General features: G+C 47.2%; 19 protein-coding genes and 1 tRNA gene. 12 read left to right on the top strand and 8 right to left on the bottom strand.

The genetic code is table 11. The features are described 5' to 3' along the window. The first annotated feature begins 248 nt into the window (after positions 1-248). Together A3EU_RS0112950 and A3EU_RS0112945 are read left to right on the top strand one after the other, a co-directional pair. The gene (locus tag A3EU_RS0112950; RefSeq protein ID WP_020536599.1) at positions 249-1151 is read left to right on the top strand and encodes an aldo/keto reductase; all 903 of its coding nucleotides are present in this window, start codon (positions 249-251) and stop codon (positions 1149-1151) included. A 102-nt stretch (positions 1152-1253) separates the two neighbouring features. Next, the gene (locus A3EU_RS0112945) at positions 1254-1472 is read left to right on the top strand and encodes a hypothetical protein (RefSeq protein ID WP_020536598.1); all 219 of its coding nucleotides are present in this window, start codon (positions 1254-1256) and stop codon (positions 1470-1472) included. Positions 1473-1481: 9 nt separating this feature from the next. Here the strand turns inward: A3EU_RS0112945 and A3EU_RS0112940 are convergent, their stop codons facing one another. The 5 genes from A3EU_RS0112940 to A3EU_RS0112920 all read right to left on the bottom strand — a co-directional run bounded on the left by A3EU_RS0112940 (position 1482) and on the right by A3EU_RS0112920 (position 6811). Then, the gene (locus tag A3EU_RS0112940) at positions 1482-2156 is read right to left on the bottom strand and encodes an ATP-dependent Clp protease proteolytic subunit (protein ID WP_026211376.1); all 675 of its coding nucleotides are present in this window, start codon (positions 2154-2156) and stop codon (positions 1482-1484) included. A gap of 144 nt (positions 2157-2300) precedes the next feature. Continuing rightward, a complete protein-coding gene (locus A3EU_RS34260) occupies positions 2301-2456 on the bottom strand; it encodes a hypothetical protein (RefSeq protein ID WP_020536596.1) in 156 nt (51 codons plus the stop codon). Positions 2457-2480: 24 nt separating this feature from the next. Further along, positions 2481-3032 carry an RNA polymerase sigma factor gene (locus A3EU_RS0112930; protein WP_020536595.1) on the bottom strand — a complete coding sequence of 184 codons (552 nt, stop codon included), beginning with the start codon at positions 3030-3032 and terminating at the stop codon, positions 2481-2483. A gap of 58 nt (positions 3033-3090) precedes the next feature. Then, positions 3091-5628 (bottom strand): replicative DNA helicase, encoded by a 2538-nt coding sequence (gene dnaB / locus A3EU_RS0112925; RefSeq protein WP_020536594.1) that lies wholly within the window; start codon positions 5626-5628, stop codon positions 3091-3093. Positions 5629-5968: 340 nt separating this feature from the next. After that, the gene (locus A3EU_RS0112920; RefSeq protein ID WP_020536593.1) at positions 5969-6811 is read right to left on the bottom strand and encodes a prohibitin family protein; all 843 of its coding nucleotides are present in this window, start codon (positions 6809-6811) and stop codon (positions 5969-5971) included. Between the two features lie 161 nt (positions 6812-6972). On the opposite strand from A3EU_RS0112920, the gene A3EU_RS0112915 reads away from it, so the two are divergent. The 5 genes from A3EU_RS0112915 to A3EU_RS0112895 all read left to right on the top strand — a co-directional run bounded on the left by A3EU_RS0112915 (position 6973) and on the right by A3EU_RS0112895 (position 11027). After that, on the top strand, positions 6973-7311 hold the full coding sequence (locus A3EU_RS0112915; RefSeq protein WP_020536592.1) for a c-type cytochrome: 339 nt from the start codon (positions 6973-6975) through the stop codon (positions 7309-7311). Positions 7312-7893: 582 nt separating this feature from the next. Then, entirely contained in the window at positions 7894-8997 is a 1104-nt protein-coding gene (locus tag A3EU_RS0112910; RefSeq protein ID WP_020536591.1) for an anhydro-N-acetylmuramic acid kinase, read from the top strand. 77 nt (positions 8998-9074) lie between these two features. Continuing rightward, positions 9075-9545 (top strand): DUF3291 domain-containing protein, encoded by a 471-nt coding sequence (locus A3EU_RS0112905; RefSeq protein WP_020536590.1) that lies wholly within the window; start codon positions 9075-9077, stop codon positions 9543-9545. Positions 9546-9567: 22 nt separating this feature from the next. Continuing rightward, on the top strand, positions 9568-10116 hold the full coding sequence (locus A3EU_RS30340) for a GNAT family N-acetyltransferase (RefSeq protein WP_020536589.1): 549 nt from the start codon (positions 9568-9570) through the stop codon (positions 10114-10116). 107 nt (positions 10117-10223) lie between these two features. Beyond that, the gene (locus A3EU_RS0112895) at positions 10224-11027 is read left to right on the top strand and encodes a hypothetical protein (protein WP_020536588.1); all 804 of its coding nucleotides are present in this window, start codon (positions 10224-10226) and stop codon (positions 11025-11027) included. A 159-nt stretch (positions 11028-11186) separates the two neighbouring features. On the opposite strand, the gene A3EU_RS0112890 is transcribed toward A3EU_RS0112895, so the two are convergent. Beyond that, the gene (locus tag A3EU_RS0112890) at positions 11187-11723 is read right to left on the bottom strand and encodes a DUF6913 domain-containing protein (protein WP_020536587.1); all 537 of its coding nucleotides are present in this window, start codon (positions 11721-11723) and stop codon (positions 11187-11189) included. A gap of 32 nt (positions 11724-11755) precedes the next feature. Continuing rightward, positions 11756-12715, bottom strand: coding sequence for an acetyl-CoA carboxylase carboxyltransferase subunit alpha (locus A3EU_RS0112885; RefSeq protein ID WP_020536586.1), 960 nt, complete (start codon positions 12713-12715; stop codon positions 11756-11758). A 275-nt stretch (positions 12716-12990) separates the two neighbouring features. Here A3EU_RS0112885 and A3EU_RS0112880 point away from each other — a divergent pair. After that, a tRNA-Asp gene (locus tag A3EU_RS0112880) sits at positions 12991-13067 on the top strand. 88 nt (positions 13068-13155) lie between these two features. Here the strand turns inward: A3EU_RS0112880 and A3EU_RS0112875 are convergent. Next, complete coding sequence (locus A3EU_RS0112875) at positions 13156-14379, bottom strand: SpoIIE family protein phosphatase (protein ID WP_020536585.1); 1224 nt, start codon at positions 14377-14379, stop codon at positions 13156-13158. A 333-nt stretch (positions 14380-14712) separates the two neighbouring features. Here A3EU_RS0112875 and A3EU_RS0112870 point away from each other — a divergent pair, with 333 nt between their 5' ends. The 4 genes from A3EU_RS0112870 (at position 14713) to A3EU_RS0112855 (ending at position 19865) form a co-directional block, all read left to right on the top strand. Continuing rightward, entirely contained in the window at positions 14713-15270 is a 558-nt protein-coding gene (locus tag A3EU_RS0112870) for an RNA polymerase sigma-70 factor (protein ID WP_020536584.1), read from the top strand. A gap of 51 nt (positions 15271-15321) precedes the next feature. Next, positions 15322-16320: a FecR domain-containing protein gene (locus A3EU_RS0112865; RefSeq protein ID WP_020536583.1), complete on the top strand. Its 999-nt coding sequence runs from the start codon at positions 15322-15324 to the stop codon at positions 16318-16320. 128 nt (positions 16321-16448) lie between these two features. Beyond that, positions 16449-19046, top strand: a complete 2598-nt coding sequence (locus A3EU_RS0112860) for a TonB-dependent receptor (RefSeq protein WP_020536582.1) — start codon at positions 16449-16451, stop codon at positions 19044-19046. A gap of 3 nt (positions 19047-19049) precedes the next feature. After that, a complete protein-coding gene (locus tag A3EU_RS0112855; RefSeq protein WP_020536581.1) occupies positions 19050-19865 on the top strand; it encodes a DUF4249 family protein in 816 nt (271 codons plus the stop codon). Positions 19866-19988: the final 123 nt, after the last annotated feature.

The following is a 19988-nucleotide window of genomic DNA, read 5'->3' as shown; positions in this document are numbered from 1 at the left end:
CTTTCGGCATTTTGCCGAAAGTCGTAAAGGGATGCGCGGACGATGGCATCGCCACTTTGAGTAGAGCGTAGAGGGACTTTGGAAAACACAGGGTAAAGAGACTTCTAATTCCGAACCTCTGCAAAAAGCAGGCAATAAATGCCTTTTGTAACACTATCCCTATACCATCTACTCTAGGTACGCGGAGCGAACCGCTCCCTTCTACTGATTTTGCCGAAGGTCTATCTTAGACTAAAAAAAATAAGAAAATGATAGCTCCGATCCGATTAGCTTCCCCTGGCCCTGTTTTTTCCCGTTTGGTAGCAGGCGTAATGACTTGGGGTGTTTGGGGGCATGATCTTGATGTAAAGGAAATGTCAGCGCTGATTGATCATTGCCTGGGTTTAGGGATAACCACTTTTGATCATGCGGATATTTATGGGCACTATACCACAGAGGAAGCTTTTGGTAATGCGCTTGCACTACGCCCTAAAAGACGGCAGGAGATGCAACTGGTCTCTAAATGTGGGATCAGGCTGGTCTGTGAACAGCGCCCTGAAAATCAAGTCAAATCCTATGACCTGGGTAAAGACTACATCGTTGCTTCGGCAGAACGAAGCTTACGCAACCTGCGCACGGATTATTTAGACTTGCTGTTGATTCACCGCCCCAGTCCCTTGATGCAGGCCGAGGAGGTCGCAGAAGCTATTGCTCATCTAAAAGCGACGGAAAAGGTGCGGCATTTTGGCGTTTCCAATTTTACACCTTCACAAGTTGAATATTTAAGGCAGGTTACTCCTTTGGTTACCAATCAGGTAGAGGCAAGCCTACTGCATACCGCCCCGTTCTTTGATGGTACTTTCGATCAGTGCCTCCAGCTCGGAATACATCCGATGGCTTGGTCACCGCTGGGAGGTTTCTTCAATCGCGACGATGAAACCGCCTCCCGGGTTGCCGATAAGCTGGATGACATTGGCCATAAATATGGCAACCCGGGTGCTGATGTATTATTGCTGGCCTGGTTGCTGCATCACCCTGCGGGAATTTTACCAGTACTGGGTACCGCCCGACAGTCTCGAATGACAGCTGCCGTGCAGGCGCTTGACCTCCAACTGACAGACCAAGATTGGTTTGCTTTGTTAGAAGCAGCCAAGGGGCATGAAGTAGCTTGATTTTTTAGGTTTTTTTCTACTTTTTTTGCCTTACCCCTTTCGCCGTATCAATTTTTCTTGTACACTTGTCTTGATAAAACGCTTTTGTAATCATTGCTAATAATGAAACAGTTAGACAAGCAACGTCAGGGTCGACCAGAAAATAATGCTTCTGGGGCCAATTCTAATGATCAACGCCGGCGCACCAAGCTCCAACCAGTTGGTAAACAGAAATACAAACCGAAACAAGTCTATTTATTAGACGAAGATGATGACGAAGAGATTGATCTTTTCGGTTTGAACGAAGATGATGACGAAGATTACGACGAAGACGAGGATTAGCGTCCTCTCTTAAAGAACTTCATCTAATATTCCGTAGGTTACTGCATCCGCCGCTGACATCCAGCGGTCGCGATCGCTATCTGATGCTATTTGCTCATAGCTCTGGCCCGTATGCTCACTGAGTATGCGATAGAGTTCCTTTTGCATTCTCTTGATCAGGTGGTAGCTAATCTCCATGTCGGACACTTGGCCCTGCATCCCTCCGCTGGGTTGGTGGATCATCACGCGGCTATGAGGTAGTCCAGATCTTTTTCCTTTGGCTCCCGCAGCTAGAAGGACTGCCGACATGCTGGCCGAAACACTGGTGCAGATGGTAGCGATGTCTGGCCCCACATATTGCATGGTGTCATAAATACCCAGACCAGCGGTGACGGAGCCCCCAGGGCTATTGATGTACATTTGTATATCGCGTCGGGCATCCGTGCTGTGCAGGAATAATAGCTGGGCCTGAATGACATTGGCTACATAGTCACTTACAGGTACGCCCAGGAAAATAATCCGATCCATCATCAATCGGCTGAAGACGTCCATTTGTACCATGTTTAAGGAACGTTCCTCAATCACGGTAGGGGAGATAGTAGCTTTCAGTTGCGGGTTGGTTGCATTAAAGTATGCATCTAAGTGCATGCTACTCATCCCGAGATGACCAACCGCGAAATTTTGAAATTCTTTTCCGTAATTCATATTGTACTGATTTTGAGGCATAGGAAACCCCTTCAGAAAGAGCATGCTTTCTGTGCCTAATTGAATGAAATAATTGTTAAAAAAATAGAAGTAGTAGCGCGACCCTTCTACATAGCTTGACCATCAACCATCAACCATCAACCATCAACCCTTCCACCACCGCTGCCACCACTTCAGCGCCTGTGGCTCGGGAGCCCGATAAACCCAAGAGATTACGTCCTCAAAAGGAATAGGGTCTAGAATACCTTTGAATACTTTGAGCTGCTGTTCTATTTTTGAATTGGAGGATTGTTCGTTCATGTTTAGAGGTGTTTAGACAGCTTACTAAAGTAATATGGAGGTGTAAATATGGAGGCGCTCACTGACACTGAGGCGGCGACCGTCTTCTGCCAGTGTTTTACGTAGTTGTTGGCGAGCTCTGCTCAAGCTGGTTTTTACAGCCCCTTCGCTGCTTTGCTGTAAGGCAGCAATTTCTTTTATTTTAAAACCACTGATCTCAAACAGTCGCAGAGCTTCTGCTTGTTTGCTAGGCAATTGATCGATGGCTTTGAGCAAGAAACTAATGTCTAGTGCGGTAGCAGCATCACCGAGACGGCTTTCCAAAGCATTTAACTGCTGCTCACTCCACTGTCCTCGGAAAGGTGCCCGACGGCGATGGTTACGTACGAGGTTATTCACCACGCCGATCATGTAACCGAGCAATTTGTCCCTATCCTTGATCTTTTCCCAATTCGCGAGGGTAGCAAGTATAGCCTCTTGTGCCAAGTCTTCTGCCGACATTACACCGAAAGCCTTGCTGCTACAGTAGCGTACCAACTTTTGGTGATGTGGCTCATACCACTGTAGAAAGGCCGATTTTGCGGTTGTATTTGCCATCTTATTCGTGTCTTTATTACTATAGTAACGTTTAGGCCGAAAAGGTTACAGACACGCGCTAAAAAGGAATGTCCTCCCCATCGTTCATCTTCGACGGCTTGGTGATAATGTTGTTGAAAGGACTTTCGAAGGTATCGCCTGGTAAATCCCCAAAGTCGGGGTCGTCCATATTAGAGAAACGGGCAAACTCGCCGGTAAATCGCATACGGACATCCGTAAGCGCACCCGCTCTGTTTTTGGCAACGATCAAATCGGCTACGCCTTTCAGCGATTGGCCTTCTTCATCCTCAAGGATTTGGTAGTACTCTGGGCGATAGATAAACATTACCATATCCGCATCCTGCTCAATCGATCCCGATTCACGTAAATCACTAAGCATCGGTCGCTTATCTCCACCTCGGGTCTCTACCGCACGACTCAACTGAGAAAGTGCAATTACAGGGACATTCAATTCTTTCGCAAGGCCTTTAAGTGCACGCGAGATAGCACTTACCTCCTGCTCTCGGTTACCGCCTTTGTTCTCACCGCCACCACTCATCAGCTGTAGGTAGTCAATGATGATGAGTTGAATATCATACTGCATTTTCAAACGGCGACATTTGGCTCGTAGCTCAAAACTGTTGATACCGGGCGTATCGTCGATGAAAATGGGTGCATCTGCTACTTTTTCGATGGCAGTATGCAGTTGTTGCCACTCGTATTCTTCTAGTTGGCCATTACGCAGCTTGCTGCCGGGAATCTCTGCTTCCATGGAAATAATCCGCTGAGCGAGCTGCAGACTCGACATCTCCAAACTGAAAATTGCCACCCCTTTATTGAAGTCTAAGGCGGCGTTTTTGGCGATGGATAGGGTAAGTGCAGTATTGTGTGTGACAGTCATGTCACCCAATAGGAAACGACGATTACCATCGATTTCAAAACCGTAATAATCATCAATACCATCATCTTCCAGTTGGATACCGGTAACCTGCCAGTCGACCAGACTTTTCCACGGATTGGCCTGTTTGCGTTTTACCTTGCAAGGGACTTCATCGATGTTGCCATAAATCCGTAGACGATATACTGTACTGGTGTAATCAATCGACGTAATACGGGCTTCTTTAGCTTTCATGCTTACACGATACCCTAAAGAATCACAGAGGAATTTGATCTGTTGCGTTAGCGCTTTGCTTTTCTGGGTGATCTCAAAGCCATTGGACTGCTCCAGGTAGTGACCATCACTGTCGATGAGGCCCGCTAATAATTTTAGACGATTTTCTCTTGAGTTGATGAGATAGTCTTGTGGGATATGCTTGTTGTTCAATAGGCCCATCTCTCGTAGCTGCCCTTGGAGGGAGTAGCTGCTTGGCCCAACATCGTTACTGATGCGATACTCCGGGCACTTTCCTTCTCCTTCGTATACATGAAGACGCATACCTAACTGGTCTGCGTAATTTCCCAGGTATGTTACAATTTCTTCATCTTGATTAGTGATACTACTTTTACTCGAAGAACCGTCACCTAGCCAAAGTCCTAAGAAATAGGGAGGTAGGGGCAACTTACGTTTGGCAAAATCAACCGCTACTTTATAGCCTTTATAGTTAGTTTTAAATTTTTGAGACCGACTCAAATAATCACGCACTTCAATATCCAGTACGGATCCTTTTTCTCCTCGTCCTTCCTGGCGGCTTTTTTTGAGCGAGAGGATATGGCTTTCGTTGACGCGGTAGTCCATGCTTTTATTCTGTCGCACCCAGTACATCCGCTCCCGTCCACGGGCTAGGGTTAAGACCGTTCGCGGAGTAGAATCATCACCCATCAGTAGGTCTCCTACCTGAATATCTTCTACGGCCTTGATACTGCCGTCGTACATGAGTACAGGCGTGCCTTTTCCAAGGCACTTTCCCATTCCTGGCCGCGCCGCCAAAATGATCAAATCAGACTTCTGAAAACCACTCGTCAGGCGGTCCAAATCGGTGAAGCCGGTAGGTACACCCGTTAATCCATCTTCGGTGTCTTTGAGCTCTTCAATCTGCTTGAGGAGCTTGCTGGCCAAGGCACCCATGCGGTCGACACTCCGGCCCATATTGCGTTCGGCGATTTTAAAGAGGTTGGTCTCTGCATCGTCCAAGAGATCGAAAACATCGGTGGTATCCTCAAAAGCGTCGTTGATGGTTTTAGTAGAAATCCGAATCAATTCACGCTGGATAAACTTTTGCGCTACAATCCGTGCGTGGTATTCAATGTTAGCCGCCGAAGCTACTTTGTTCGACAGTTCTGCAAGATAAGCAGGGCCACCAATGGCTTCCAGTTCCCCTCCTTTCTTCAGTTCCTCCATCACTGTCAGCAAATCAATCGGCTGAGAACGTTCAAAAAGTCGTAGAAAAGCACTGTAGATCATCTGGTGCGCATCCACGTAGAAGGCATCGTGTTGCAACACATCCAATACTTGTGTCAAGGCATCCTTTTCCAGTAGGATAGCACCAAGAATGGCTTCTTCCAGTGGAGTAGCTTGAGGGGGGACCTTGCCAAAAACGTAGCTAGAGAGGTCGTCTCCGCCTTGTTTTCCAGCGCCCGCTGTACGTCTTTTCTGTTTATTTTTGAATGGTTCTGCCATAGCATACAAAACTACGATCTTTTCAGGAAACAGAAGGCGAGATTTGCCAACGAGCAGTGTTAATAAGCCTGTTTTTGTGTGGATAACTTTTCACAAGACCATCAACGTGGCACAAATACGATGGTTCGACAATGGTTTTTAAAAAAAAATGCGCGAAAAGGGCATAGCCTAATCGCGCATTTTTCAAAGTCGGAATACGGAGGTGGGAAGTCGGAAGTATTTGATAAAACTAGAGGATTGTCTCCTTCTTGTCTTCGACTTTTGTAAAACTCAGGAAAGTATTCACATCGTTCACGTGTATCACATTACTTCCGACCTCCGATTTCCGATTTCCGACCTCTTAATTCCCTCCCAAAATAAGTGGCAACCCACCTGAACCATCACCACCTACGATGATGACCTTGCTATTGGGCGAGTTGGCCAGTTCCAGCGTAGCTTCAATACCTTTATCCCGTAGGATATTGGCACTCAAACTGGCGTTCAGAATCTGGTTGGCACGCGCCTTGGCTTCTGCTTCAATGATGCGGCGTTCGGCTTCCTGGCGCTCTTTGGTTAGGATAAACTCGTATTTCAGCGACGACTGTTCTGCCTCTAGCTTATCCTCAATAGCTGAACGTACTTTTACAGGCAGTTCAATATCACGGATCAGGGTAGCTTGCAGGTCAATATTGTTGAGACCTAGTGATTTTTCTAGCTCGGTCTGAATCAGTGTTTGTACTTCATCACGTCGGGTAGAGTACAGCTCTTCGGGCGTAAACTTACCGATGGCTTCCCGCACTGCCGATCGCACTTCGGGGCGCACTAGCGTGTTGGCGTAGTCTTTACCGAACTTCTCGTGCAATACGCCAATTTTGTCGTACTTGGGGTTTACCCGCACCGTTACGTCCAAGGCTATGTTAAGACCATTGTTCGAAAGGGCATCGATCTTTTCTTCAATTTGCTTTTCACGCACATCGTAAACGTACATGGTATTCCAGGGAGCCAATACGTGAAAGCCCGGTGTGTATACTATAGACTTATCAATACCTCCGTCAAAACGACGGAAAAGTACGCCGCGCTCTCCGGCATCAATAGTCAGGAAGGTCGCACTGGAAAAAATCACCAGTAGCATTAGTACTAGAAAACCAATCACCGCAGCACTTATCAGTTTACCTTGGCTGGTTTTGTATCGTTGATCACTCATAAATTTAACTTAGCTTTTATTATCTATACAAGGTAACAGTTTATTCCTACAAAGAGGTTTGATTTTTGGACAAGTAAAAGGTTTTAGCCGAGAAACTGTCCTATTTACTCGGCGGTGTAGTACTTTTACAAACAGAATAATAACTAAAAATACTCCTTAATATGAAACATACATTGGTGTTTTTATTGATTGCTACGTTTATTTATGCTTGCGGCGGTTCTGATTCGGCTAACGAAACAAGTGGCGCTCAGGAGGCTACCACGGCTACGCCTCAAGTTGATGGCAAAAAGATATATAAGCAATATTGTGTGACCTGCCATGGCCTTTACGGCGACATGGGCGCTAGTGGTGCTTTCAATCTTACGACCAGCGAGCTTCCCGTTGACGAGCGCATCGTTGTGATTACCAAAGGCCGGGGTGCTATGACGCCATTCGAGAATCTGCTGGATGCCGATGAAATAGCTGCGGTAGCAGCGTATACCTTGGAATTGAAAAAGTAATTTTTGAGGTACTTGGTACTGCAAGGGTAAGCCATAAAGTGAGTAAAGGGGCTGTCGCTTGTTAGGGGCCTCCCCGCCCTGCGGGACGTGGCGCTACGTTACGCAGTTCGCTACTCACTCAGCCCTTTGGGCCTGCCCGTGCCGGGCAGCTGCTGCACATCGCTAGGCCGGGGGGCGGGTGGTGCTAGCTACTAGCAGCAACAAGTGTGTCCCACTGGAGGGACCGATCCACAGGATCGAGGGAGGATAACCCTAGCCGCAAGGGTATTCCTCCTCCGTCCTTCGGACACCTCCTCCAAAGGAGGACATTTACGTTCCCTTTGATTTGGCTAGCATTTTAGCGGATTCAGAACCCATCCAACACTGCACCTGGCGGAGCAATCACAGAGTGACGAGGGAGATGGCCTAGCGATGCGCAGTAGTGGGCCGCAGCAGGCGGGCCAGACCCAGCTTTGCTGGGGCCGAACGAAGAGTGAGCTACGAAGCGTAGCGCCCCGTCCCAAAGGGCGGGGAGGCTCCTGAAAGATAAAGAACAAGAACAAACATTAGACCACCGGTTTTTAACATAAAACAAATTCTGTTATGTCTACATTTTCGGTGGTGGGCCTCATGTCGGGCTCTTCTTTAGACGGGGCCGACTTGGCCTGGTGTACCTTCCAATTTGCGGAGGATGATCCTGCTCAACTGCTTCGGTGGACACTCCATCGGGGCGTGACCATTCCTTATGATGAAAGCTGGCAGCAGCGACTGCGTAATGCCCCTGAGCTGAGTGGTCGTGAGTTGTGGTTGTTGCATACCGAGCTGGGCTTGTATTATGGTCAGATCCTGAGAACTTTCCTTGATGAATTACCGGAGAAAGTCGATTTTGTGGCCAGCCATGGGCATACTGTCTTTCATTACCCCGATCAGCAAACAACAACCCAAATAGGTGATGGTGCTGCTATTGCGGGGGTATTAAATGTACCTGTGATCGATCAATTTCGTACCCAAGATATGGCACTGGGAGGGCAAGGAGCTCCTTTGGCACCACTGGCGGATCAGTATTTTTTTTCTCGCTATTTTGCCTGTCTCAATCTTGGAGGGATCAGTAATATCAGCATCAAAACAGACCGTGGTTATGTTGCTTTCGACGTAGGTGGTGCCAATCAGGTATTGGATGCCATGATGCAAGAAATCGGCAAAGACTACGACGAAAATGGGCAGCTGGCTCGCACCGGGCAGTTGATTCCTGTGTTGAAGAAAGCTGCGGACGCACTGCCATTTCATGCGCAATTGCCTCCCAAGTCCTTGGGCAACGATTGGGTGCGTGAGCAGCTGTTGCCACTCTTTCAGAATACGGAATATGCCTTGGAGGATCGCCTGCATACGTATTGTCACCACATGGCCGGACAAATTGCTGCCAGTTTGCGGCAGGTCGCAGAGAACGAGCAACTGACACTTACGGATCAGCAAGAGCTTCTGGTGGCTGGCGGAGGAGGCTTCAATGCTTTCTTGTGTGAGTGTATCGCCGCTGCCATTCTGCCTGTGCAACTAGAGATTGCTGGTTCTGATATCATCGCCTTCAAAGAAGCGGCGCTCATGGCGCTGGCGGGTGCCCTACGTTGGCAGCAACAACCCAACTTGATTCCTACGGTAACGGGAGCAAGGCGGGCAGCCGTTGGTGGGGCGATCCATTGGGCAGGGTAGGTTGTTAGGTTTGTTGATATAGAGAGTTTCCTGTTTAACTTCTGTGTCTATGTGTTTTTGTTTTAAAAAGTACTGAAATGAAAATTGAAAGAATGTACCTGGCCCAAGTCAATGTTGCCCAAATGAAGGAACCTTTGGACAGCCCTTTGTTGGCTGAATTCGTTCACTTTTTGGGGCCGATCAACGAATTGGCCGAAAAGCACCCCGGTTTTGTGTGGCGCCTGAAAGATGAAGAGGGCACTTCTGCTACCAGTATTGAAACGCCATTTACGGACGATATGGTGATCATTAATATGTCGGTATGGGAGAGCATTGACCAGTTGCGGCAATTTGTATACCACACCGCTCATAGCTATTTTGTACGCAACGGCAAGCAGTGGTTTGAGCGGATGGAGAAGCCTCATCTGGTGCTCTGGTGGGTGCCGGCAGGTCATGCGCCCACTCCGGAAGAAGCTGCCGAGAAATTGGAGTTGTTGGATGCACAAGGCCCAGGGCCAGCAGCGTTCAATTGGCGGCAAATGTATGACGCTGGGGGAGAGAAACTATGAGTAATCTAGACTAATGTGAAGTATGGAAAAAGAAAACAGGATACTATCTCCTTCTTTGTCACTTGAACCCGTGACAGAAGACAATGCTGCCGCGATTTTACCCCTCATGCAAGCTTGCTACACTCCTGTATATGCGCACATGTGGGTCGATGGTGGGGAATGGTACCTGCGCGAAACGTACTGTGTGGAAGCCGTGTTAAAGGATCTGGCCGAAATAGAAGCTCCTTATTGGATCGTGCATTGGGAGGGCAATCCCGTAGGTATTTTGCGCTGGCGACGGCACAAGCCCTGTATTGATTATCCGGACAAAGTAGGACTGAAGCTACATCGTATTTATCTGCATCCAAGTGTGCATGGCCAAGGTGTAGGCCGGCAATTGATGGCGGCAACGGATGCTGAAGCCCGCCACCTGGGCAAAGCACTAGTGTGGTTGGAGGCAATGGATACTCAAGAGGCAGCTCAGGGTTTTTATGAAAAAATGGGGTATCGGGTAACTGGTACTCTACGCCTGAGCTTTTCGCGAATGCATGAGGAATATCGGGGGATGGTGAGAATGACGAAGTTGTTGTAGGTGGTGCGGCGTGCGTGCGTAGTGCGGGGTGCGGGGTGCGGAAAATATTTCTGATTTTGCCGTACATCCCTACGGGCACATTTTTATTTTCTACGCAATACTAAGACATGAAGCTATTAAAATTCTTGGGGCATATTCTATTGTTTATTGGCCTTACTGTAGCCACTCAGGTTGGTGGAGTGGTGTATATAGGCAGTTTGCTGTGGAAACGTTTGCGACCCAATGCGCGCTGGGGCTGGGCTTATTTTCCTGGGTTGTACCTGTTGGTTTGGTTGGCTGTTCCGTTTTTTGCTCGATTAGATGGGCGGGTGCCGTTGCCGTATCGGGCGACGGAGGAGGTTCCTTTGCAGGCACAGCATATTTTTACGGTGTTGGCCAATCGGCATTATGTGAAACCAGCTTTGAAGTCAGAAGTTGTCGCTGTTGCGCAATCGCTGGCGAAAGAAACCCCAGGGGCAGTCGTCACTTACCTGGATGCTAACTTCCCGTTTTTCGATGGATTCCCTTTGCTTCCACATCGCAGTCATGATGATGGTGAGAAGATTGATCTGGCTTTCTTTTATAAAAAAGGAGAAATCCTCACGAGTAATGCGCCTGGTTTTTTAGGGTATGGGCGTTGCGCAGGTCCACTTGCAGGAGAGGCTGATCAACCTGCAGCTTGTGCAAACAAGGGTTACTGGCAGTATAGTATTTTGCCACGGTTGGCTAAGCCTTTTCTTGGGAAGAAACACGTTTTAGCCGAACAGCCAACTCGCCAGCTCGTCCGTGCATTTGCCCGCCGTAAAGGAATCGGTAAACTATTTCTGGAACCTCATCTGAAGACCCGTTGGGGGCTAAGTGACTATGGACAGATTCGCTACCACGGTTGCGCTGCGGTGCGACATGATGATCATTTGCATGTACAGTTGTAGTCACGGTGTAAAACAAGGTGTAAAGGTTGGGTAGGTGTAAGGGTGTAAAGGTTATTTGATTATCCTAGCGGCATCAATTACCTTCTGACTTCTTGGGAGAGACTTTTTGATCCAATTTTATCTAACTTTTACACCCTTACACCGATAAAACCCTTACACCTAAACCGGCTGCGGTATCGTCTTGGCAAGCACCTGTTCATACTGTTGGATGATCTGCTGAGGCGTACTTTGGGCAGGCATGTCTAGCATGAGGTCGTAGCAGGAGGCATTGGTTGCTACGGGCCCGATTTTTAGCCCTGCACGGGTATGGAGCGCTAGGTATTCGGTAAACTTGGAGGACTGAGGAAAGAGGCAAATAAGAACCTCTAGATCATGGCTGAGCCAGTGAGTGATGGCGTCGCCGTTGGGGCGTTGGGCCCAGTCGATCTGGCGAAGCGTAAAGAAATCGAAAGAGAAGGTAGCCTCTTTGTCGGCGGTAGCGATAAAACCTAGGGTGCTGACTTTTTTGCCCTGCTTGCGCAGTTTGTCGGCGTAGGCGAGGGTCTTTTTGCGATAGTCTATATCGGTAGCATCGAAGAGGATGCCGATGGTTTTGGCTTCTTCAACATTACGAGGTACCCGGCCCTTGTTACGTGCTATTTTAGCAGGTAAGGACTTTAGGTAAAACCGTTCTTTGATGCGATCAATAATTCCCATAGATACAGAAACAAGTCGTGAATGGAAGTTGTTTATTCCGTCACCACATCGTAAACGCCAATGTTAGCATATTTATTGATTCGGGCTTCAATCCGTTCTTCTGTATCCATTTCCTGTAGTTCGGCAATGGCTTTTTTCAGCTGGCGCTTAAGTATTTTAGACATTTCCTCAGGATTAGCGTGCGCGCCGCCTGTAGGTTCCTTGATGATATCGTCAATAATGCCGAAAGAGAGCATATCTTCAGCGGTAAGCTTCAATGCCTCGGCCGCTTGTTCCTTGTAATCCCAGCTGCGCCATAGGATCGAAGAACAGGATTCTGGAGAAATAACCGAGTACCAGGTGTTTTCGAGCATGAATACCCGGTCACCCAGGCCTATACCGATGGCCCCTCCACTGGCACCTTCGCCGATAACTGCACAGACAATGGGTACTTTTAACTGAGCCATCTCGATGAGGTTGCGGGCAATAGCTTCAGACTGGCCTCTTTCTTCCGCCTCGATGCCTGGATAGGCTCCGGGGGTATCTATCAAGCAAACTACTGGATAGTTGAAGCGTTCGGCTAGTTTCATCAAGCGCAATGCTTTGCGGTAACCCTCGGGGTTGGCCATACCGAAGTTGCGGTATTGGCGCATTTTGGTATTTACGCCTTTCTGGTGCCCGATGATCACGACAGTCTGTCCGTCGAGGTTGGCAATACCCCCTACAATGGCTTTGTCGTCTTTGAAATTACGATCGCCGTGCAGCTCAACAAACTTGCGGCTCATTTCCCTGATGTAATACAAGGTATAGGGGCGTTCCGGATGGCGGGATAGTTGTACCCGTTCCCAACCAGTGAGGTTGCTATAAATTTCTTTGCGGGTAGCACGGATTTTGTTTTCCAGTTCCTTGATGGAATCAGACATGTCCAAATCTCCTTCTTCTGCTACTTGCTGGATTTTTTCCAGCTGCTCGTATAATTTCTCTAAAGGCTTCTCAAATTCCAGGAATACCATATAGTAGACGTTTTACAGTTCTTGGGTAAAGCATAGTTTCCCCATCAGAACTTCTTATTTGCTCCGCAAAGGTAGTACAAAAGGATAAATGAGAAAATGAGAAAAAAGTTATATTAGTTAAGGTGTTCATTATCAGTGTTTTTGTGCCGAAGAGAGAATGTGTAGAAAGAAAAAAAGTAATTTTTTTTCGCTTAGGTATTGCATGGTAGGAAAAAGCGTCTTAAATTTGCACCGCTGTCGAACGAATGAGTTCAGTTATAACGGCGAAAAAATATGGTCCGGTAGTTCAGTTGGTTAGAATACATGCCTGTCACGCATGGGGTCGCGGGTTCAAGTCCCGTCCGGACCGCCAACAATTAAGCCTCGAAGCATTTGCTTCGGGGCTTTTGTGTTTTTAGGTGGTAGTGAAATAGGGGGATAACCACCTTCCTTAAAATTTTCTACTTTCCTTTTTCTACGCTGTCTTCCCCCACATACCGAAAAGCCAACATCGTCAGATCATCGTGCGTAGGAGCACCATCGACGAAATTAGCTACCTCCGTTTCTAAATCGCATATCAGAGATTGCATAGTGGGGTCTTTTAAGCTATTCAAGGATGCTTTGATGCGATCCGCTTCGAAAGCCACATTGTTCATGTTATAGGCTTCCGGCAATCCGTCGGTGTATAAAAAGAAGGTGTCGCCGGGTGTTATTTGCATGGTGGCTACTTCGAATTGGGCTTCTTCCACCACACCAACAATCGGTCCGTTTGGTACCTCTAATGGTTGAAACGTGCCACCTCTTAAAGCAGCGAAAGGCGGATGATGGCCACCGTTGACGTAGGTGAGCACACTGGTCTTTAGGTCAAGCACTCCTACCCAGAGGCTGACGAACATCATGTCGTCGTTCTTTTTTAGAAGGGTTTTGTTGAGAGCTGGGAGTACTTCTGATAAATCAGAACAATTGCTGACCAAAAAGCGAAGTGAGGTAAAAGCACGCATCATGAACAACGCCGCAGGCATTCCTTTTCCGGTGGCGTCTCCGATGGCGAGGTAGATACGATCTTGGTCGAGTGCTATGGCATCGTAAAAATCGCCACCTACGGCACGGGCTTGCTGCGTACGGGCGTACACTTCAATTTCGGGTCGCTGAGGGAAGAGATGAGCCCCGTTCGGGACGATATTCGCTTGGATATTCCCGGCCGTCTGGAAATCTTTTTCGAGCTGCTTGTACTTGAGCTGCTCCTCCATTTCTTTTATCAGGGCCTGGTTGTTTCGGTGCAAGCGTTCGGCCATGATGCCCATCAGGTTTTTCACGCCTTGTCGGCTTATCGCCAAATGGGTCCAGAAGACATCTTCCGAAATGACCAACACCTGGCTATCGAGATGGCAGACGGCTGTGGCCGAGGTGGGGCGTTCCTCCACCAAAGACATCTCCCCGAGGCACTCACCGGGCTTAATCGGGATAGCGACCTGGGTATTTGCTTTTTGTATGATAACCTTGAGTTCTCCGTCGAGCACCAGAAATAGGGAATGATTGGTAGTGCCGGAATGGATGAGGACTTCTCCAGCATGCAACTGCCTAATCTTACTTTGGTTAATCACCAGGTTTATGACCTCCTTCGGGAAACCGCGAAAGAGTTCATGTTGGACAACCAGTTTTGCTATTGTAGAAGAAGGAACCATATAGCTGTAAAAATAACCTATTTTTTGGCTTTACTGTATTTATAGTCCTCCTAGGCAGGATTTGTGATTTCTAACTTGCTCTTTTTTCGCCTCGCTACGTTAAAAAGCCTCGCCGTAACTCCGGTTATGCCTACGTTTTTCGCCTTGCGAGTCGCAAAAATAGCGGCGCCATATTCTCACAAATCCTGCCTAGGAGGACTATAGAATTGCTTAATAGGGTGAATCCTGCTTTCTCCGTTCAAGCCAGAATAACCTTTGAAACATCACTTTGGGGCTTTTTACCAAACTACTTAGTGCCGGATATAGCTTTCCTTTTTTACCTTAGCAGTGCAAATGTCACCCTCTAACACATACCCCGCTTTTGATCGCGAGCAATTTGAGCAATTGTTTCGGTCACACTTTACTTACTTGTGTAATTATGCTTTGCAGTACGTGGATGGATTGGATACTGCTCAAGAAATTTGCCAGAAGGTATTTATCAGCCTATGGGAAAACCGGGCGAATATCGACCCGCAGCAATCCGTGAAATCTTACCTCTTTACGGCGGTCAGGAATCGTTGTATCAACCACATTCGGGATAACAAGAAATACCGTAGCCAAATTTTGGACCTGGACTGTGGCGATTTTGACCTGGTGGGGGAAGAAGATCACTTTGCCGAAGAAGAATTGCAAAATCGCGTCGAAGAAGCCTTGAGTGAACTCCCTCCCAAATGCCGACAGGTATTTGAGATGAGCAGGTTTCAAGCAATGAAGTACCGGGAGATTGCGGAAGAATTGGGCGTTTCGCAAAAAACGGTGGAAGCGCACATGAGCAAAGCCATGAAACATTTGCGCGAACGCTTGCAGGATTATTTCTTCTTATTCCTGCTATTTATGGAACATTTAAAATAATTACAAACAAGCACTAAGGGTATTCCGGCCCTGGGGTGTATTAAAAGTGATATGGAAAAGCAAGACCAGCACGACTATTTTTCCGACCTCATGTCTCGTTACCTGAGTGGAAATACCGATGCTGCCGAACAGGCAGAACTCGAGCAATGGGTGCTGGCCGATCCTGTCAATAAAAAGCAGTTCATTGCCTTTAAGAAAGCGTGGATGCTGAGTGGTATGCAAAACCAGCAGGAGGCAAACGTGGATGCCATGTGGAATAGCACGGCGAGGCAACTCTTCCCTGAGGCTAATGTACGGCAACTACCCACGCGCCAAAGCCGTAGCCGTTGGCTGAAAATAGCGGCAGCGGTGGTGGTACTGATCGTTAGTGCTGCTTTTGTCTACCGTCATTTTCAAATACCACAACCGTTTTTTGCGGAGACCACGACGGTCACGATGCCTTACGATCTTTCGGATGGTACGCGGGTGACTTTAAACAAGTCTTCTTCTATCCGTTTTTTAGCCGAGAATGGAGCAGGCGAACGGGAAGTTCAGCTCACTGGTGATGCTTTTTTTGATGTAGCCAGAGATGAAGCCGCTCCGTTTGTCATCGAAACCCAAAACGTCGAGGTCGAGGTGTTAGGCACTTCTTTTTATGTGGATAGTCGGGTGAGTCAGTCAGCCATCCAGGTGATCGTAGAATCTGGACAGGTAGCTGTTCGGGCAGGCGATCAGGAGGTGATTCTGAACAGAGACGAGCAGGCTGTTTATGATAAAAACACCAACGACCTGATTAAACAAACTAATGAGGACGAGCATTATTTAGCGCTAAAATCCGGCGAATTGGTATTTGAAGCTACGCCAATGGAAACGGCAGTTTTTGCGTTAAGCCGCTATTTTAATACCAACATTGTCATTGGAGAGGAAGCATTGAAAGTCTGTCCGTTGACCTCTACTTTCAAAAACAAGTCGCTGTCAGCAGTGCTACGGATACTGGAATCTTCTTTTGGTATCCAATCCGCGCAGCAGGGAGATGATATTGTGCTGACAGGAAAGTGTAATCGAGAATAGGAGCCTGTTGGGGATTTATTTCATCACATAGACACATCCTTTTTTGAACCTTTGTGTGTATGTGGTAAAATAACCCATTAGCTAGCGGAACGAGGTATTTTTCCTACAAACATCACCCCTTAAACCTTATGCGAAACACCCTGTCCATCATCGCCTTACTGGTACTAAGCGCCTCCCTTTTCGGTCAGGGCGCGCTTAATTCCTCGGTAATTACGATTCGAGAGAATGCGATCAAAGTAGGTGATCTCTTAGCAGAAATCACTCGCCAATCCGGTGCCGACTTTACGTATAATTCATTGGTGGTAGATAGTGATGTGATTGTCTCCTTTAAGATAAGGAAAGCTAACCTGGAAGAAACCTTGAATCTGCTGAGTGAAAAGATTCAGGTAGCCTACACGATGGTAGAAGGACAAATTATACTGAACTTCGAAAAAAAAGTAGAACCACCGAAGTATTTTACCCTGAGTGGGTTCCTCGCTGATCAGTCATCGGGCGAAAACCTGATCAGTGCTACGGTATCCGTCAATGGTACGGGGCGGGGTGTTTTTACCAATGAATTTGGCTATTACGCACTCACACTCGAAGAAGGGGATTATACGATCAAAAGTTCCTACCTCGGCTATGAGGATACTCAAACCAAGATCACGCTGGATCAGAACCTCAAAAAGAACCTGTTGCTGCCACCTGCGGCAATTGGCTTGCCCGCGGTTATCGTTCGTCCGCCGCTGGAAGATATCCAAAACAAGAAACAGCTGGGTACGCTATCTCTTCGCCCTGAGGAGTTAAACAACCTACCCGAATTTGCAGGTGAATCAGGCTTGGTCAAAGGACTGCAAACTTTACCGGGAATTAAAATGCACAGTGATGGTTCTTCCTTCTTTTATACCAGAGGTGGAGAACGCGATCAAAACCTGGTTATTATTGATGATGCCCCCATCTTCAACCCATCCCACATGTTGGGTTTTTATTCGCTGGTTATCCCGGATTTTACGAAAGAGATCCAAGTCTACAAAAGTGATGTGCCCGCTTCGATGGGGGATCGCCTATCAGCTATCGTCAGTATCCGTACCAAAGACGGAAACTTGAACAAATGGGGATTCAGTGGAGCTTTAAATTCTTTTGTCAATCGCCTGTCTTTAGAAATACCCCTGGTAAAAGAACGGAGTTCTGTTTTTTTATCGCTTCGCCGTTCAAATTACGAATGGCTTTATAAGAATAATGCCGAAAACGTTGATCTGTATTTTCAGGATTTTCAATTCAAATGGAACTACAAGGTCAACGAAAATAATCGCTTGTTTTTTACGGTTATCCAGAGTGGCGACGTGTTCGAAAACAGGGCAGGCCCACTATCGGGCGTGCGTTGGGGCAATCTGGCGAGCACCTTCCGTTGGAATCATATCTTTAATTCCCGCTTATTTGCCAATACGACTTTCTACACTGGGAATTATGCCTACAAACTTCAGGTTCCTCCCAACTACTGGCAATCACAGCTCAGTATGATCAGTTTCAAGACGGACTTTACTTACTATAGCAACACCAATAACACGGCTAATTTCGGTTTGGAAATGCAGGCTTATTTCAATAACCCTGGCAGTATAAGTTTCGATCCTACGGTAGATCTCCTGCCCGAAATTACGAACAACTATTCCCGAAAGACGGCTTTCTACTACCAGGCTAGCCACCGATTGACTGATAAGTTGAAACTCAACACGGGAGCCCGCGTGACGATATGGAGCAACCTTGGCCCTAAAACCTACTTTGGTTTTGATGAAAACTACAATGTAAATGACACCATCAATGTAACAGCAGGTATTTACAATTCTTTTGTCAATGCTGATCCACGCCTGAGCTTGCAGTACAGTCTGGACAGTACTTCACAGTTAAAGTTAAGTTTTGGTACTTATCACCAGTATTTGCAACTGATTTCCAACACTGTTTCCCCATTTACAGCCTTTGAGGTATGGTTGCCAGCCAGCCCTAATATTGCTCCCCAATTTGCTTCTCAGTGGGCGATCAATTATCTTAAGTATTTCCCAGCGGCCAACATGGAAATCAGCGCAGCAGCCTACTACAAGAAATTCAAAAACCAGATTGATTACGAACCTTATTCTACGCCTTATCTCAATCCCTTGCTAGAGGGAGAGTTGCGTTTTGGTACCGCACAGTCTTACGGTCTGGAGCTTTTGTTTAAACGAGACTTTGGCCGCCTTAATGGCTGGATCAGCTATACCTATTCCAGGGTGTTCCGCGAAACAGAAGGCATCAACGATGGATTAACCTATCGTGCTTTTCAGGATCGCCCCCACGACTTTTCCCTTGTTTTGAATTACCAACTCAAGAAACGAATACTTTTCACGGCCAATTGGGTATCTCAAAGCGGTTCCACTTTTACTTCTCCTACAGGCTTTTACACCTTCAATGAGCAAAGGGTACCCATCTACGGAGAACGCAACAATGATCGGTTGCCGACCTACCATCGTTTAGATGTCTCCTGGCAATTTACGTTGAATCGAAAACCCGACAATAAATACCAGCACAGCTTGGTCTTTTCAATCTATAATGCCCTGGCGCACAAAAATGTCTTTGCCGTGAAGTTCAACAAACTCTTGACGGACGGTTACGGCCCGAAGATAGGAGCGAATGTACTGTCTGATCAGCAGCTTAGCCCCAGCCAGATAGATCTGGTGCGTTTCTTTCCATCACTTACCTACAAATTCAAACTATAGCTTATGGGCTTTTTAAAGAAATATGTGGTAAGCTTGTTTGGCTTCCTTATGCTATTAGGATCTTGCGAAAAATCCAGGGATTGGGAATTGGACACGCTGGAGGAACCCAAGCTAGTCGTTGAGGCCATATTAACCAATGAGGATACCATTCAGGAAATCCGCTTATCCCAAAGTTATACCGAACTCAACGGCGTACCGCCTGCCGTTGAAAATGCGATCGTATCCGTTGAGGCCAATGGCGTGGTTTATCCTTTTGCAACAGATCCACTTACGCCAGGGCTGTACCGCAGCCAGGCTCCTTTTGCTGTTGTTGATCATCTGGTTTATAACCTAAGGGTCAATTGGGAAGGCGCCTCGTATGAGGCTAGCAGCGAATTGGCCAGTGTGACGCCGATTCCAACAATTGTCTTTGTTCCTTTTCAAGGGACCGACAGCCTTCGGCTCGGAGATTTTATCCCTCCCTACACGGTTGGTCAGCAGTCGATGTATGAAGTAACGATGGATTGGACACATCTCAGCCCCATTGAGCCTAATCGGGCCAAGTTGTTTTTCTATACTTTTAGTGAGGTACATGTCAGTCAATTCGTTTTACCCTCACGGGAAGTGGTTGGTTTTCCCAAAGGGAGTAAGGTGAGTGTTGTTAAATATGGTTTGAACGATGAGTTTGCGGTTTATTTACGCGGCCGGGCGATTGAAACCGACTGGAACAGTAGCTTTTTTTACAGCACTTCGGAAAACCCACCAACGAACATCAGTAATGGTGGTCTGGGATTTTTTAGTACTTGTTCGGTTTTACGGCAGACCGTTATTGCGGAGTAACTACAGTAGTTTTTGCTTTGCAGAGCAGTTTGCCGCAGAGGTATTGAGACTCAGAGTGTTTTCAGGGAATATCTAATAAAAACCTCCGTGTCTCAGTACCTCTGCGGCTAGAAAAAGTCAAAG

This window comes from Lewinella cohaerens DSM 23179, from assembly GCF_000379805.1.
GTDB classification, from domain to species: Bacteria; Bacteroidota; Bacteroidia; order Chitinophagales; family Saprospiraceae; genus Lewinella; species Lewinella cohaerens.
Note: the sequence above shows the minus strand (reverse complement) of the source record. Positions and strands in the feature narration are given on the sequence as shown.